Annotated in this window: 11 protein-coding genes; 7 read left to right on the top strand and 4 right to left on the bottom strand. The window is 52.0% G+C overall.

All coding sequences use genetic code 11. From position 1 onward, the window contains the following. Positions 1-36: 36 nt before the first annotated feature. Positions 37-2,376: a glycoside hydrolase family 3 N-terminal domain-containing protein gene (locus K7P01_RS05835; RefSeq protein WP_267290824.1), complete on the top strand. Its 2,340-nt coding sequence runs from the start codon at positions 37-39 to the stop codon at positions 2,374-2,376. Between the two features lie 70 nt (positions 2,377-2,446). Here the strand turns inward: K7P01_RS05835 and K7P01_RS05830 are convergent, their stop codons facing one another. Continuing rightward, positions 2,447-3,634: a hypothetical protein gene (locus K7P01_RS05830; RefSeq protein ID WP_267290822.1), complete on the bottom strand. Its 1,188-nt coding sequence runs from the start codon at positions 3,632-3,634 to the stop codon at positions 2,447-2,449. Between the two features lie 730 nt (positions 3,635-4,364). Here K7P01_RS05830 and K7P01_RS05825 point away from each other — a divergent pair. Further along, positions 4,365-6,749: a cellulase family glycosylhydrolase gene (locus K7P01_RS05825; protein WP_267290820.1), complete on the top strand. Its 2,385-nt coding sequence runs from the start codon at positions 4,365-4,367 to the stop codon at positions 6,747-6,749. A 494-nt stretch (positions 6,750-7,243) separates the two neighbouring features. After that, a complete protein-coding gene (locus K7P01_RS05820; RefSeq protein WP_267290818.1) occupies positions 7,244-8,836 on the top strand; it encodes a hypothetical protein in 1,593 nt (530 codons plus the stop codon). Between the two features lie 75 nt (positions 8,837-8,911). Here K7P01_RS05820 and K7P01_RS05815 read toward each other — a convergent pair whose 3' ends face one another. From K7P01_RS05815 to prfB, 3 genes are all read right to left on the bottom strand, one after another. Further along, positions 8,912-9,565 carry an HAD family hydrolase gene (locus tag K7P01_RS05815; protein ID WP_267290816.1) on the bottom strand — a complete coding sequence of 218 codons (654 nt, stop codon included), beginning with the start codon at positions 9,563-9,565 and terminating at the stop codon, positions 8,912-8,914. 6 nt (positions 9,566-9,571) lie between these two features. Further along, positions 9,572-10,840 (bottom strand): MFS transporter, encoded by a 1,269-nt coding sequence (locus K7P01_RS05810; protein ID WP_267290814.1) that lies wholly within the window; start codon positions 10,838-10,840, stop codon positions 9,572-9,574. Continuing rightward, positions 10,812-11,910 (bottom strand): peptide chain release factor 2 gene (gene prfB, locus K7P01_RS05805; protein WP_267290812.1). Its coding sequence is split into 2 segments (ribosomal slippage): positions 10,812-11,849 and positions 11,851-11,910, totalling 1,098 coding nucleotides; the frame shifts between segments, so codons are not numbered across the junction. Before prfB ends, K7P01_RS05810 begins: the two co-directional genes overlap by 29 nt. A 448-nt stretch (positions 11,911-12,358) precedes the next feature. On the opposite strand from prfB, the gene K7P01_RS05800 reads away from it, so the two are divergent. The 4 genes from K7P01_RS05800 (at position 12,359) to K7P01_RS05785 (ending at position 15,053) form a co-directional block, all read left to right on the top strand. Further along, positions 12,359-12,706 (top strand): hypothetical protein, encoded by a 348-nt coding sequence (locus K7P01_RS05800; protein ID WP_267290810.1) that lies wholly within the window; start codon positions 12,359-12,361, stop codon positions 12,704-12,706. Positions 12,707-12,836: 130 nt separating this feature from the next. Continuing rightward, complete coding sequence (locus tag K7P01_RS05795; protein ID WP_267290808.1) at positions 12,837-13,484, top strand: DedA family protein; 648 nt, start codon at positions 12,837-12,839, stop codon at positions 13,482-13,484. Between the two features lie 101 nt (positions 13,485-13,585). After that, positions 13,586-14,416 carry a MotA/TolQ/ExbB proton channel family protein gene (locus tag K7P01_RS05790; RefSeq protein WP_267290806.1) on the top strand — a complete coding sequence of 277 codons (831 nt, stop codon included), beginning with the start codon at positions 13,586-13,588 and terminating at the stop codon, positions 14,414-14,416. Between the two features lie 31 nt (positions 14,417-14,447). Then, the gene (locus tag K7P01_RS05785) at positions 14,448-15,053 is read left to right on the top strand and encodes an ExbD/TolR family protein (RefSeq protein WP_267290804.1); all 606 of its coding nucleotides are present in this window, start codon (positions 14,448-14,450) and stop codon (positions 15,051-15,053) included. Positions 15,054-15,061: the final 8 nt, after the last annotated feature.

Here is a 15,061-nt window from a genome sequence, read left to right as displayed (position 1 = left end):
TTTAATTAACCGATCAATCCCCAATCAACACCCAACATGTATTTGTACAGTAAGCGAAAAATGCTCAGCATCACCGGCCTTTCGGTGATGCTTTTGTTTGTGTTCCAGGCACAAGCCCCCGTTCGACCGCGCACCATCCAGGACACGGTAGAAGCACTCCTGGCGAAGATGACGTTAGAGGAAAAAGTCGGCCAGATGGCACAAGTCACCCTGGACGTGATTACCAAAGGTCCGAATGAATACGTCAGCGACGAGCCGCTACAGCTCGACCCCGCCCTGGTGAAAAAGGCGCTGGTGCAGTATCACGTAGGCTCTGTATTAAACACCGCCAACAACCGGGCGCGTACGCCGGAGAAGTGGTATGAAATCATCAGCCAGCTGCAAAATGTAGCCACGAAGGAAACACGGTTGAAGATCCCCCTGCTGTATGGCATCGATGCTGTGCACGGCGCGACCTATACCGCGGGTGCCACGTTCTTCCCGCAGCAGATCGGCCAGGCCGCGATGTGGAACCGTGCGCTGGTGCGCCGGGGTGCAGAGATCTGTGCCTATGAAACCCGGGCATCGTCCATTCCGTGGGCGTTTGCACCCGTGCTGGACATGGGCCGCGACGCGCGCTTTCCCCGTCTGTGGGAGACCTTCGGCGAGGATGTATACCTGGTGTCGGCCCTCGGCAAAGAGATGGTCGACGGCCTGGAAGGCGAAGACAACAACGTTGCGGGTAGCCGCCGCGTCGCCTCTTGCCTGAAACACTTCCTGGGCTACCAGGTGCCGCAGTCGGGTAAAGACCGCACGCCGGCCTTTATTCCTGAAACAGAGCTGCGCGAACGCCACCTGCCGTCGTTTAAAGCGGCTATCGATGCCGGCGCCAAATCGATCATGATCAACTCCGGTATCATCAACGGTATTTCCGTGCACGCTAACCACGACATCCTCACGAAGCTGCTCAAGGAAGAGCTTGGCTTTAAAGGTGTGGTGGTGACCGACTGGAAAGATATCGACAACCTGCACGAACGCGATAAAGTGGCGGCTACTCCCAAAGAGGCTGTAAAGCTGGCCATAAACGCCGGCATCGATATGTCGATGATTCCCTATAACTTCCGTTTCTGCGACTACCTGGTTGAGCTCGTCAAGGAAGGACAAGTGCCCATGACGCGTATAGACGATGCGGTACGCCGCATCCTGACGCTGAAATTTGAGCTCGACTTGTTTAAGACGCCTGTCACATCGTTCAAAAATTACCCGGAGTTCGGTAGCAAGGCCTTTGAGCAAAGTGCATATGACGCCGCGGGCGAATCAATTACCTTGTTAAAGAACACCAACAACATCCTGCCCTTGAAGAAGGGCGCAAAGCTCCTGGTGACCGGCCCCAACGCCAATTCGATGCGGTCACTGAACGGCGGCTGGTCGTACTCCTGGCAAGGCGAAAAGGTAAGTGAGTTCGCCGACCGGTATAACACCATCCTCGAAGCGCTGCAGAAAAAAGCCGGCTCTGATGCCGTGAAGTTTGTTCCAGGTGTTTCCTATAAAGATGACGGCAAATATTGGCAAGAGAAAGATGTTAACATCGACGCCGCGGTACAAGCGGCGGCGGGTGTCGACTACGTGATCTTGTGCGCGGGGGAAAACTCCTATACCGAAAAGCCCGGCGACCTGCACGACCTGTCGCTTTCCGCCAACCAGGTGGCGCTGGCCCAAGCCCTGGTGAAGACGGGCAAGCCGGTGATCCTGGTATTGAACGAAGGTCGCCCGCGGCTGATCAGCGCCTTTGAGAAGGATGTTCAGGCCGTGGTGCAAACCTACCTGCCCGGCAACTTTGGCGGAGACGCATTGGCCGCCATTCTCTTCGGAGAAATAAACCCCAGCGGCAAGCTGCCCTATACCTACCCCATGTACGCCAACACGCTGGTGACGTACGACCACAAACCGTCGGAAGAGCAGAACAAGATGCAAGGCATGTATGACTACGAGTCGGACTTCGCGATTCAATACCCGTTTGGCTTTGGCTTGAGCTATACCACCTTTGAGTATAGCGACCTGCAAGTAGACAAAGCTGTTTTGAATCCGGAGGAGTCGTTTACGGTTTCTGTTACGGTGAAGAATACAGGCGCCCGCGCGGGTAAAGAAGTTATTCAACTGTTTACTTCCGATCTCTATGCGTCGATGACGCCCGATGTAAAACGCCTGCGTGGTTTTGACAAGATCCTGCTGACCCCGGGCCAAAGCCAGAAGGTAACATTTACCGTAAAGGCCCGCGACCTGGCATTTGTCAATAAAGACCTGCGCTGGACCGTAGAGGCCGGCGATTACGAAGTATCAATCGGTACGCTGAAAACAAAAATCCAGCTGAGCAAAACGCATGCGTTTGCTAACTAGTTTCTATTGATTGTCGGGGCCGAAGTCCTTTGTGCAAAACCACTGTATGCCATAGCGTACAGTGGTTTTTTTATACAGAGGTTACGGCCCCCGGCGTCACAAGCACTTTTGCCGCGTTGACGGAGTACAATGGGTATTCTCCAACGTCAGACGTTATCGTGTACGAATACGTAATGCCCGCGTTCAAATTTGTGGACGTAACACCCGTCACCGCATAGTGATACATATAGGATTGTACCGCAGGAAGTTGCGTCTCTTCGCGTAACGGATGTATTGGCCCCGGATCGCTCGTTAGCGGAGGAGTAACCCGGAGATGACGCAGGGTTGGGCGTTGCGAGGTCGTGGCTCGTTGGGGTGCGGTCTCAACAGGGTCGGGGCGTATGTCTGCCGACGTAACATCCTGAGCATTATCATTTATTGTGTCATCCATGGCAAGATCAGCGTCCTGTGCTTTGCCGGTGACAATCCCCAAAATCTTCGCCGCCCCGGCGCGTTTGATCTGTTTCACCTCGCCATCATCCAGCGAATCCCCAAAACAAATCCCAATTCCCAACATCAGGCTATACCCGCCTTCCGGCGGCAGCTGGTCCAGCGACAGCTCCAGCGTAGTGGCCGGTGAGCCCTTTAAAGCCGAATGCCACTCCGATGAGGTATAATCACATCCATACATTGTATCATACCACTTCGGCGCTGTAAATTTGCCGGTCGCCTGATTGAACTTAAAATCCGGTACAACGCCCAGGGAGATCGTGATGTTAAACTTCGAATGGCGGTTATTGGGAAAGAAATTGATATCGCGTACCAGGGCCGGGATCTCGACTTTCGCAGAACCTTTTTCCACATCGATCGACCAGTTCAGTGTGCTACGCACCATGGAGTCGAATGTAGTATATTTGTTAAGTTGAAAACCTTCCAGTAATTTGGGGTGTTTCGAAAGCTCGATCGCACGTTGGCCTAATTTGCTGGTGGAGTCTTGTTTTTGAATAAGTTTGAGCGATTTGTTGATGAACCCACTGAAATTATAGTCCGCCAGGGCGCGCATCGGGTGCATCATAAAACGGACTTCTTTGCCCATGGTGGAGCAGCCGCCAAATTCGCTCATGTACAGTCGTGGAAGGGCAAATTTTGGTGATTTTTTGATCGTCTCTTTTGAGGCGCCGCCTTTACGCCGCACCACGATCTTGTCTGTACCGCGCATGCGGTAAAAAGAGAGGTCACCGAGACTACCGGTGAATTGCAGTTCTTCTAAGAATGCCATATTGTTTGGGTATGTTGGTTAACGAAATAACTAGCTAACGTCGTCAGGGTCGCAACGACTTTGGGCCATACTTCTACGAACAAGATAGCTACTTCCTATATACTGCCAATAATAAGAAGACACAATTTACGCACAATGTATTCACAAGCAAAAGATGACCCAGACCTCTATAAGTCTGGGTATAGAGTGGGTGATTTGTACTATATCAGTAGGTTATCTCTTGAATATAAAGGAAGTTGCCGTGCAGTTACTATACTGTTGCCGTACAGTTAAGAGCGGCCTGATGAACCGAATGGATATCGAGTAAGCGATTGAAAGTGACGCCGGATGCGGGTTCCTCTGCAGGGACAGCTTAAAGCCTTTTCAACCGCGGCGATACCCTGAAAATTCCGGATCGCCTTTTTTGCCCGTGTATACCGGATTAATCCGGTATAAATAACCGACTACTCGGTCTTTTTTTACCACTGCTATAGATTCTCCGGAAGGCTTCTTCCGTTTAACGGATTTATTGAAAAAGCGTACACCAGGTATAGCGTTATAACGGCAAATATAACGATTAGTCCAAAAGATTGATCATCACCCGGTGCGATGGTCGGTATATACTATATCAATATTGACACTTTTCTTTCTCGCACAGGAGCACCGTTCGGTCGCGGCGGCTAAAAGATTAGCGGGACGGTTTCTTGCCACGATGCGTCATATTCGCCTCGTAAATTAAAATAAACATTCTATGATGGCCATGTTTTTACAAAAACGCGTGTGGGTGCTACTACTACTGGTACTCACGAGCCTGGCGCAGGCAAATGCGCAGCTAAGCCGCCTACGGGCGGATGGTACCCGCATCGTCAACGAAGCGGGACAAGAAGTAATCCTGAAAGGTGTCGGCCTGGGCGGCTGGCTTTTACAAGAAGGGTACATGATGAACCCCGAAGGCGGCGGCACCCAAGGGTCCTTTAAAAAACGTCTGTACGACCAGGGACAGAGTGAAGCGCAAGTGGAAGCGTTCTACCAGGCGTGGCGCGACAACTTCATCACGCCGGCCGATATCAACTGGATTGCTGACCAGGGTTTCAACTGCGTGCGGTTGCCGATGCACTATGATCTATTCCTGACACCGGCACAGCGTACGGTACGCCACAACGTAATCCGCAATCCCGGCAACTACCAGACGTATGTGAACTCTCTCACGACCTGGTATAACAACAACGAGCTGTTTGTCGATCCGAACCTGGAAGGCTTCCGCACGTTGGAGAACACGCTCAACTGGTGCGCCGCCCGTGGTATGTATGTAATTGTCGACCTGCACGCCGCGCCGGGTGGCCAGGGTAAAGACGCAAACATCGCCGACTTGTTGGTGGAGAACGACCTGTGGAACCGTGCGATCTTTCAAAACATGACCGTGCGTCTGTGGGAGAAGATCGTAAGCCGCTACATCAACAACAACACGGTAGCATTCTGGGATCTGATCAACGAGCCGAACGCCGTGCCGCAGAACCAAATGATCCACGCGCTTAAAAACCGTCTTGTCAACTCGATCCGTGGCCTGGGTGATACCCATTTGATCATGATCGAAGGCAATGGTTTTGGTAACAACTACGACTACCTCGAGCCGTTTACGTTCACCAATCGCTCGAACCTGGTGTACAATGCGCACCGGTACTGGATTCCGCCTGGCGACGACAATATTCGCGATGGCAATCCCAACCAGATCAATCGCCTCATCAACCTGGTCGAGTTTCGCACGCGTCACAACGTGCCGGTGTGGGTGGGAGAGACCGGTGAGGACAGCGACGAGTGGCTGCGTCAGAACGTAGACAAGCTGAATGCCAACGGCATTGGCTATGCGCACTGGACGTATAAACGCACGAGCTCCGGCCCCAACGCCGCGCTGCGTCGCATCGTCGGCCCACCGTACCTGACGTCGGGTGTATCGGCCATGAGCGGCGTTTTGAACAACATCAAGTTTGCCAATACGGTTATCAACAATGGTCCGCTGGCCGCGGTCGATCCGCGTCGCACGCCGTTGTCGACGGTGTGTAGCGGTGCTTATACAACGGTGCCCGCGACGCTTCAGGCAGAAGGCTTCTGCGCCGCCCAGGGTATTCAGGTGGATGTTACAACCGACACCGGCGGTGGCCAATATGTAGGCTGGACCGAAGTAGGGGACTGGCTGGGGTACCGCATCAACGTACCGGCTGCTGGTACGTATACCATCGAATACCGCGTGGCCAGCCTGAATGGCGGCGGCGCACTGCGCCTGGAGCGTTTTGGTGGTAGTGCTACCTATGGTACGTTGTCGATTCCGGCAACGGGCGGCTGGCAAACCTGGCAGACACTGTCGCACACCGTGCAGCTGCCGGCGGGTCAACAAGAGCTTGGACTCGCAATAACTGGTGCGGGCTTTAACCTGAACTGGATCCGCGTGGTAGGTGACACCAACAACCCGACGCCTACAGCACCGATTGGGCAGACCATCTGGCTGCGTGGCTTTAACGGTCAATACGTGAGCGGTGAAAACGGCACACAAGCCATGCAGTGTACACGGCCTGTAGCCGATGCGTGGGAGAACTTCACTGTCGAGGACGCCGGCAATGGCAAAGTTGCCCTGCGGAGCATGAGCAAATATGTATCGTCTGAAAATGGCGTGCAGGCCATGACGTGCAGCCGTCTGACCATCAGCGACTGGGAGCGTTTTGACTGGATTGTCAATGCCGACAACACCATCTCGTTGCGTGGCAACAATGGTTTGTATGTATCGTCTGAGAACGGCGAGCAGGCAATGACCTGTACCCGTCCGACCATTCAGGGTTGGGAGTCTTTCAACTGGGGCGTTGTGGGCGTGGCCCGTCTGGCGGCCGCGGCGCACGTACCGGGAGAGATACAGGCTACCGAGCAAGAGCTTTCGGTATACCCGAATCCTTCGGTGGGTCAGATCACCCTGAAGGTGGGTAAGCCGTCGCACGTGGAGATTCGCAGTGTGGCCGATGGCAGCACGGTGTTTAGCAGCGAAGTAAAAGAAACTACGCTGGTGAAAAATCTTCCGGCGGGTATCTATACGGTAACCCTGAAAGAGGGCAACCGCACGCGGGTACGACGCATTGTTGTTGCACCGTAAACTATTGATAGAGGTTAGATTACGGGCGCAGGTCTTCGTCCCGCCTGCTTGCCTGCCGGCAAGCTTCGGGGCAAGACCTGTGCTTTTTACAACTCTTTACTTATCCCACCGATTTATACAACGCGTGGTTTTCCAAGCCGGCGTCGTTTTTAGCATCTGCTTTGTTTCCTGTAAGATCACAGGCAACAATTCTTGAATTTCTGCTTTCTCCGCGGTGCAGCATGCGCCAGTATCTTCCGATCCGGCTTTTAGTAGGACGGCATTGACATCGACGCCGTTACATCGATGTAAGAAAACAGACTGAATCGCTGTATCGACAACGGTTTCGATTATTTTTCGGGTTCTCTCTACGAGTGGACATTAGGTGTCGGGAGCGGCGTTAGGCGGCGCTGTGAGGCTTTTTTATACTTTTGTCCGCCATCCGTTTTTGGCGGGCGTGTATACTATATTTTTTTAAATCACTGCTTATCTAACCCTTTTACCAACTATCCCTCATGTTACGATTACGCGTATTCGTTTTTCTACTTAGCATTTGGTCTTTTACGGCCTTTTCGCAAGCGAAGATCACCGTCGGCGATCCCTACGACGTGGTTGATGCACAAAGCAAATATTACTTTACTGAGAACGGTGAGATCATGACCGTGAAGGTCGACAAGAAAGAGATCATTATTCAGAAAATGAGCGCCAAGACGCTGAAGTTTCTGAAGGTACGCGCGTACGATGACCTCCCGAAGGACTTCATGCTGGAGTCGGTTCTGCAGTTTAAGGATCGTTACTATGTGTTCTATTCGTTGTGGGAAGACAAGACAGAACAACTGTTTGCCCGCGAGATCGACTTTGCGGCGGGTTCTTTTAAAGGTGAGGCGAAGAAAATTATTACTGTGGCGGACAAGATCGCCGGCACGATGGTAAAGACCGGCTTTATGAGCGTGGGCACTGCCGACAAGTTCAGCTTCTTCTTTTCGTATGACAACAGCGCGCTGATCATTCAGTACCGCCTGGTGCCTGAAAAGAAACGCGACAGCAAGAGCTACGACATCATTGGTATGCACGTGTTCGACCCCTCGTTGAAAGAGAAGTGGGGCAACAAGGTGACGATGCCGTATACCGAAAAGAAAATGGACAATCTTGACTACTCGGTGGATGCCGCAGGCAACGTATACATGGTCGCCCGGGTTTACAATGACGACTCCACCGATAAGAAAGACAATGAGGACAATCCTAACTACAAGATCGAGATCATGAAGATCGCTGCCGGTACCGGCAAGATCACCTCGAGCAAAGTAGACCTGGCCGACAAGTTCATCCAGCGCTTCTGGTTGTATGAGACGGCGCAAGGCCCGATGATCGGTGCCGGGTATTATAATAAAGGCAATGCGGCCAGCAGCGTAGACGGCATGATCCTGTTTAAGTTCAACACGGACGGCCGCGTGACGGATATGAAAACGATCGAGATCCCGGTAGAGATTCTGAACGAATATGTCAGCAACAAGACCCGTCGTAAGAACGAGAAGAAGGAAGACGACGACGAGGCCGAAGCTACCAACATGGTGTTGAAAGAGGTGAACGTACAGGACGACGGCAGCGTGCTGATGGTAGGTGAACAAGACTATTACACAGTACACTACTCACGCTCGGGCAACATGACCACGACGTACTATGTTTATCACTACAACGATGTGCTGGTATCCAAGGTGGATGCTTCGGGCAAATTGGCCTGGATGAAAAAGATTCCGAAGCGTCAGCAAGGAACTGCCGGTCAGGGAGGTATGTCGTACCGCTACCTGTCGGGTGCGGGTAGTCACTACTTCCTGTTCCTGGACAACGAGAAGAACCTTAATTTGCCGAAAGACGAATTGCCGGCTCGCCACATGGACGGTGCAGGTGGCTTCCTGATGTGCTACAAGCTGAACGACAAGACCGGCGAGGTAAAGAAGACACAGATTCTGGACACCCGCGACGTAGAAGGCATGGCGCTGCACCAATTCAGGCCGAGCCGCATGCTGGGCACTGCGCTGAACACACTGGTGTTCGAAGCCTATAAAAAGAAGAAAGAAGACGTGATGGTAAAAGTAGTATTGGATTAATCCAGCACCGATACTATTAAAAAGGCGTGGAGGCAATTGCTTCCACGCCTTTTTAATAATCTACGGGCTGCGTTATTACACCACGAGCCGTATGACGTTCTGGTCTTTATAATCTTTTGCGAAGGTGATGATGTTGCCGAGGTCTGCGAACTCCTCCTGGCTGTGCATCGTCGTGAGGACGACGCTTTTCATGCCGGCACGCAACGCGGCCTCTACACCTTTGGGGGCATCTTCAAAGACGATGCACGACAGCGGCTCGACGCCGAGGAGCGACGCCGCTTTTTCAAATACTTCGGGGTGGGGTTTGCTTTCGAACACGTCATGTGCGCTGACCACCGCTTTAAAGTATTTACGGATGTCCAGGTTGTCGAGTACAAAGTCGATGTTGAAGGGAATGGCCGCCGAGGCGATGGCCATGGGGATATTGGCGCGGTGAGCGCTTTCGAGAAAGTCGTGGAGGCCGGGCAGCAGGGTGAGGTGTGGTTTATAGATGGCCTGGTATTTTTCTTCTTTGCGTTGGGAAATGGCGGCAACTTCGTCGGCGGTAAAACGGCCTACGCCGAATACACGTGCCAGCAGCTCATCGTTCTTGCCATACATGTGGCTGCGTACTTCCTCGCGGGTCAGCCCCGCGCCCAGGTCGTTTGTCAGCACATCGTACCAGATGTCGAGGTGAAAGTGCATGTCGTCAATCATGGTACCGTTCATGTCAAACAGGAATGCTTTCATAGTTCTTTACGGTTTTTTTCGAGTACGATTAAAGTTTATAAATATCCATGCCATGGCGGCTATGGCACTGCATACGCAAAAGGTGAGCGTCGTGTTGGCTGGTTCGTTGCCGTATAGCCACCCGGATGCCAACGCTCCGAGCAAAATGCCCAGCTCCATCGATATATACAGGGAGGCCATGCCCCGGCCGCGGTGGGTAGGATGCGCCAGGTCGGATGTCCACGCCAGCAGGGTAGGCGAAGTGATGCCCTGGGCTAAACCATAGACCACAACACCGACCACCAACATGTAGCGTGTGTCGGCGAAGGCGATGATAAGCATAGCAATAGCGATAAAAGTTGCTGATACACGCAACACGGGCCGGCGGCCAAAACGGTCGGAGGCTTTGCCCCCCAGCAACCGAACCAGCAGCGATGCTACTGTTAAATACGAAAATAGCAGCCCTTTGTTCCGTATTTCAAACTGCGCGGCTAAGTCTGGGAGTAATGTAATGACAGCTCCATAGGCATATGCCACCAGCGTCATAATAATCGCGGGCATAATCACACGCGGCTCAAACAGATCAACACGGCGCACCTTTAGCAGGCGTGGGTGGAAGCGATGCTTTTTAGCCACGGTGTCGCGAATGCCCATCAGGATTATAATCGAGAGGATGGCAAACAGGGACGAGCAATAGAACATCACGTTCAACCCGAAGTGATTGGCGAGTGTGCCGCCCAGTGCAGGGCCTGCGGCCGAGCCGACAGAACCTGCCGTGCCCAGTAAACCCATGGCTTCGCCACGCCGGTGCGCGGGAATAATATCGGAGAGATAGGCCGTCTGCCCTGTAGGCGTGAAGCCTGTGGAAAAGCCGTGCACGAGGCGCAGCAACATAAAGCCCGCGATGGAAGTAAGTACGGGATATACCAGACTGCACAGACAACAGACCACCGAGCCGACGACCATGACCGGAACACGTCCGAGGGTGTCGGCCAGGCGACCGCTGAACGGGCGCGAGATCATGGCGGTGAGTGCGAAAAGCGAGATGATCAATCCTTTGTAATCGGCGCCGCCCAGCTCCGTGAGGTAGGCGGGGAGCTCGGGGATGATCATGTTGAAGCTGGAGAAAAATAGCAGTGAGCTAAGGCAGACCAGCCAGAACTGGCGCGTGTAGACCCGGGGTGTGCCCAGGCCTGCCGCCGACTCCGGCGTGGAGACGGCGGCGGGAGGCTCAATAATAGAAGAGCGGTCGGGGACCGCGGAAGAACTATTGTTCAACGCTGGTTTCTTGTGCACCGAGAAGGAATGCTTTTATAAAATCATCGAGGTCGCCGTCGAGTACATTCTGTGCGTCGTGACGCTCCATGCCGGTGCGGGCATCTTTCACAAGTTTATAGGGATGGAGCACGTAGTTCCGGATCTGCGAGCCGAAGTCGATCTTCATCTTGCCGGCTTCGATCTTGTCGCGTTCAGCGTGGCGCTTCTCCATCTCCACCTGGTATAACTTTGACTTCAGCATCTGCATGGCGCGTTCGCGGTTGGCATGCTGTGAGCGTTCTACCTGGCATACGATCACGATGCCCGAGGGTTTGTGCGTGAGCTGTACTTTGGTCTCTACCTTGTTAACGTTCTGACCGCCGGCACCACCCGAGCGTGATGTCTGGATCTCGACGTCGGCCGGGTTAACTTCTATCTGGATCGAGTCGTCTACCTTGGGGTAAACAAAAACCGAAGCAAACGAGGTGTGACGTCGCTGGTTGGAGTCGTAAGGTGAGATGCGCACCAGGCGGTGTACGCCGATCTCGGCCTTGAGCTTGCCATAGGCAAAGGGGCCTTCAATCTCGAGCGTGGCAGATTTGATACCGGCCACTTCGCCGCTTTGGTAGTCGATCTGCGATACGGTATAGCCGGCCTTTTCGCCCCACATGATATACATACGGTTGAGCATGTCGGCCCAATCGTTACTTTCGGTACCACCGGCGCCGGGATTGATCTCGACGACGGCACTGAGCTGGTCTTCTTCCTTACTCAGCATTTTTTTGAATTCCAGCTCTTCGACGGCACGGGCGGCTTTGTCGTACTCGCGATCGAGTTCTTCTTCGCCCACGTCGCCGGCCAGGTGGAATTCCTGCAGCACTTCCAGGTCGTCCATGAGCTTCGACACGTTTTCGAAGGCATCGGTCCAGACCTTTTTGATGCGGATATTTTTTAACATCACTTCCGCCTGCTTGGGATTGTTCCAGAAGTCGGCCTGTTGCGTGATGAGTTCTTCGTCTTTTACTTCGAGCGCCTTACGATCGTAGTCAAAGATACCTCCTCAAGGCGCTAACACGAGCCTTCAAATCTTTCAACTGTTCAGTTGTCATAAGATTCTAGTTTGTTTTTAATAATTAAGGGGGCAAATATAACGGTTAGTTCGGGATGTGGCCTACGCGGAGTGTTTTGTGTGTTGCGCAGGGTCTCGGCCCCGACAAGTCGGCCCGGGGCGGGCCTCGGACTAGCGCCAGCAGCCCGCGCTCGCTCTCACACTCACGCTGATTCTCGTGTTGGCGGCCACAAAAGCATCTTCTGTGTAAAAACGTGCGTATGTAATTTTCTCCTATCGGCCGATAGAGTTTTAGTGGGTTACATTTTTTAGTAAAATATTGAAAACCAGGGGATCCGGGTGTTTTGGAAGGTTATATAAGATTACCGCATACGTTTTCGGAAAGTACCTGTAAACAGCGAAAAACGTTCAAAAAGGCAACCGTTCGTAACATTTAATTGGGTTAACGACCGTTTCCTGGAAAATTTTCGATTACATTTGCCCGAACCATGAAAAGTGATCTGGCAAAATTTAAACCTGTAGCGGGGCTCTTTTTAGAGGCTCTGATGCTCGTTTTTATCTTTGTTTATTCGCAAGGCGCCTTGTCTCAGCAGCCCACCGACACCGGGGATATGCCGCTGAAAAGTGTTCTTTCGTTTCATGAGATCACCCTTCGCAACCATTTCTCGTCGCACCCCTGCGACCAGGTGTTGTCGAAGTTCCCGCTCACTTCCGGTTTGTTCCCACCCTTTGCATGCGACTTATCGAACGCAGCCCTTGCGCTAAGCAAGGCCCTGACCGTAAGTCATTTTGAACGGAGTATATTTTACGTGACGGCTACGGACAATGCTCCGTAATGCTGTACGTTTACCGTATCATGATCATGACCTATTGCCGGGGAGATCTTTCGGTTTGACAGATCCCCGTCCCAGCTCAATAATCTTACGCTTTAAACGATTAGGCTAAGCGAGTTTTAGCCCGGCCGCTATGATTTCAGCTATTTTGCCTTTTGTAGACTTGTTTAATCCGGAGGCCATTATTCGGTTTGGAGGAGTCGCCTTGTTGCTCTTCATCATCTTCGCCGAGACAGGATTGTTCTTTGGTTTTTTTTTGCCGGGAGATTCATTGCTGTTTATCGCGGGAATATTGTGCGAGTCGCAATTTGAGATGTCCATATGGCTGTTAATCGTTATGTTGGTCGTCGTGGCGACGGCTGGCACAACGGTAGGGTATGGGTTCGGGCGGTGGTCCCAGCAGTACTTAAAAAACAGGCGAGAAAATTTCTTCTATAAGAAGAGATATTTAGACATGGCTCAGGAGTTCTATCAGAAGTATGGTATGATGGCCTTTGTACTGGGTCGCTTCCTGCCGGTAGTGCGAACGTTTGTTCCGATCTTGGCGGGCATGGTGCGTATAGCCTTTGGAAAATTCTTTTTTTTCAACTTTGTAGGGGCTGCGGTATGGATAGTTGTCATGGTGCTGGCGGGACACTTGCTTGGAAAACGGTTTCCGGCGATCATCGATCACCTGGAGCTTATTGTGGCAGGCATGATTTTAATAACGACCATTCCCCTTGTAGTATCGTGGCTGAGACAGCGGAATATGGCCGAAAAACGCAATTCAGATCAAAATTGAAGAATATTTAATATGATCAGTGACTATTTAAACGCTCAAGAATTAATATAATAGCGCAAATTTTTCCTAAACTTTAAACTATCAACAATTTACTTTAAACTATGAAAACTCAACAATCATCTTCTTCATCCTTATCTGAGAGCCTGAAGTCTGGATTTGCGGCGGCTGTGATCTTTATCGAGATTATCATTGGGATTCTCATCTGGCACTTTGTACTTGGAAATCCTGACAACTTCGTAGGTGGAGATCCGACCAATCACCCGGTAGAAGGAAACTTCCTGGGCATTTTCTATAAAGGTGGCTATCTGGTGCCGCTCGCTATCGCGCTTTTGTTGATGGTTTTCACATTTGCTATCGAGCGTGCTTTTACACTCAGCCGCGCTAAGGGCAAGGGTAACGTAAAGGCTTTCATTCAGCGCATTCGTCTGTTGGTAGCCGGTGGCAGCATCACGCAGGCTGTTGCTGAGTGCGACAAACAAAAAGGTTCTGTAGCCAACGTGGTGAAAGCCGGCTTGTTGAAATACAATGAGCTGTCAAACAACAACAACATCGAACTGGAGAAGAAGGTTACGATGATCCAGAAGGATATCGAAGAAACAACGCAGCTTGAAATGCCGATGCTGGAAAAGAACCTGGTGATTTTCGCCACGGTGGCTTCGGTTGCCACACTGTTGGGTCTGCTGGGTACTGTATTGGGTATGATCAAGGCCTTCTCGTCGATGGCGCAGGCAGGTGCTCCTGACTCGGTAGGTCTGGCCACGGGTATCTCTGAGGCCCTCATTAACACGGCCCTTGGTGTAGGAACCTCCGCCCTTGCGATCATTTTCTATAACCTGTTCACCAGCAAGATCGACGCCCTGACTCACGGTATCGACGAAGCTGGTTTCAGCATCGTGCAGAACTTCACTGCCACGCAACAAGGAAAGCACTAATCCTTTAAACATTAACTAAATACTTCAAGGTATGCCTAAATCAAAAGTACATAGAGTACCACCTTCGATGGACATGACTCCATTGGTGGATTTGGGGTTCCTGTTGGTAACATTCTTCATGCTGACAGCGACGGCCCGTCCCGACGAGCCTGTGACTGTCGATATGCCTTCGTCTGTTTCGGAAATTAAAATGCCGGAGACCGACATCATGTTGATCACCGTATCGAAAGACGGCAAGGTATATTTCACCCTGGACGGCAAGTACACACGCCAGGAGCTGTTGAGAAGCATGGGTGAGCGTTATGGCGTTAGCTTCTCCGATCAGGAGATATCCCGCTTTGCTGTAATGTCTACGTTTGGGCTGCCGATCGGCAACCTGAAGGAGTTTATCAATATGGGGCCAGAGGAGCGTAAAAATGTGACGCAGCCGGGAATACCGGTGGACTCGGCGAACAACCAGTTGAAAGATTGGATCATATTTTCGCGGATGGCCAACCAAAAGGTGCGCATTGCGATCAAGGGTGACTCGGACTCGAGCTATCCGATCGTGGAGAAAGTGGTCAATACACTGATTGACAATAAAGTCAACCGGTTCAACCTGATCACGAACATGGAAATGAATAAAAAACCTTCGTAACCATTAAA

The sequence above is a fragment of the Parachryseolinea silvisoli genome (genome assembly GCF_021190955.1).
Lineage (GTDB): Bacteria > Bacteroidota > Bacteroidia > Cytophagales > Cyclobacteriaceae > Ohtaekwangia > Ohtaekwangia silvisoli.
This window is presented reverse-complemented; position numbering and strand designations above follow the sequence as displayed.

What these genes read in the sequence shown, in the direction of transcription:
- K7P01_RS05795 (WP_267290808.1), top strand. Translation starts at nt 12,837, where the DNA reads ATGATTTCAGCTATTTTGCCTTTTGTAGACTTGTTTAATCCGGAGGCC.
- K7P01_RS05800 (WP_267290810.1), top strand. Translation starts at nt 12,359, where the DNA reads ATGAAAAGTGATCTGGCAAAATTTAAACCTGTAGCGGGGCTCTTTTTA.
- K7P01_RS05825 (WP_267290820.1), top strand. Translation starts at nt 4,365, where the DNA reads ATGATGGCCATGTTTTTACAAAAACGCGTGTGGGTGCTACTACTACTG.
- K7P01_RS05790 (WP_267290806.1), top strand. Translation starts at nt 13,586, where the DNA reads ATGAAAACTCAACAATCATCTTCTTCATCCTTATCTGAGAGCCTGAAG.
- K7P01_RS05815 (WP_267290816.1), bottom strand. Translation starts at nt 9,565, where the DNA reads ATGAAAGCATTCCTGTTTGACATGAACGGTACCATGATTGACGACATG.
- K7P01_RS05835 (WP_267290824.1), top strand. Translation starts at nt 37, where the DNA reads ATGTATTTGTACAGTAAGCGAAAAATGCTCAGCATCACCGGCCTTTCG.
- K7P01_RS05785 (WP_267290804.1), top strand. Translation starts at nt 14,448, where the DNA reads ATGCCTAAATCAAAAGTACATAGAGTACCACCTTCGATGGACATGACT.
- K7P01_RS05830 (WP_267290822.1), bottom strand. Translation starts at nt 3,634, where the DNA reads ATGGCATTCTTAGAAGAACTGCAATTCACCGGTAGTCTCGGTGACCTC.
- K7P01_RS05820 (WP_267290818.1), top strand. Translation starts at nt 7,244, where the DNA reads ATGTTACGATTACGCGTATTCGTTTTTCTACTTAGCATTTGGTCTTTT.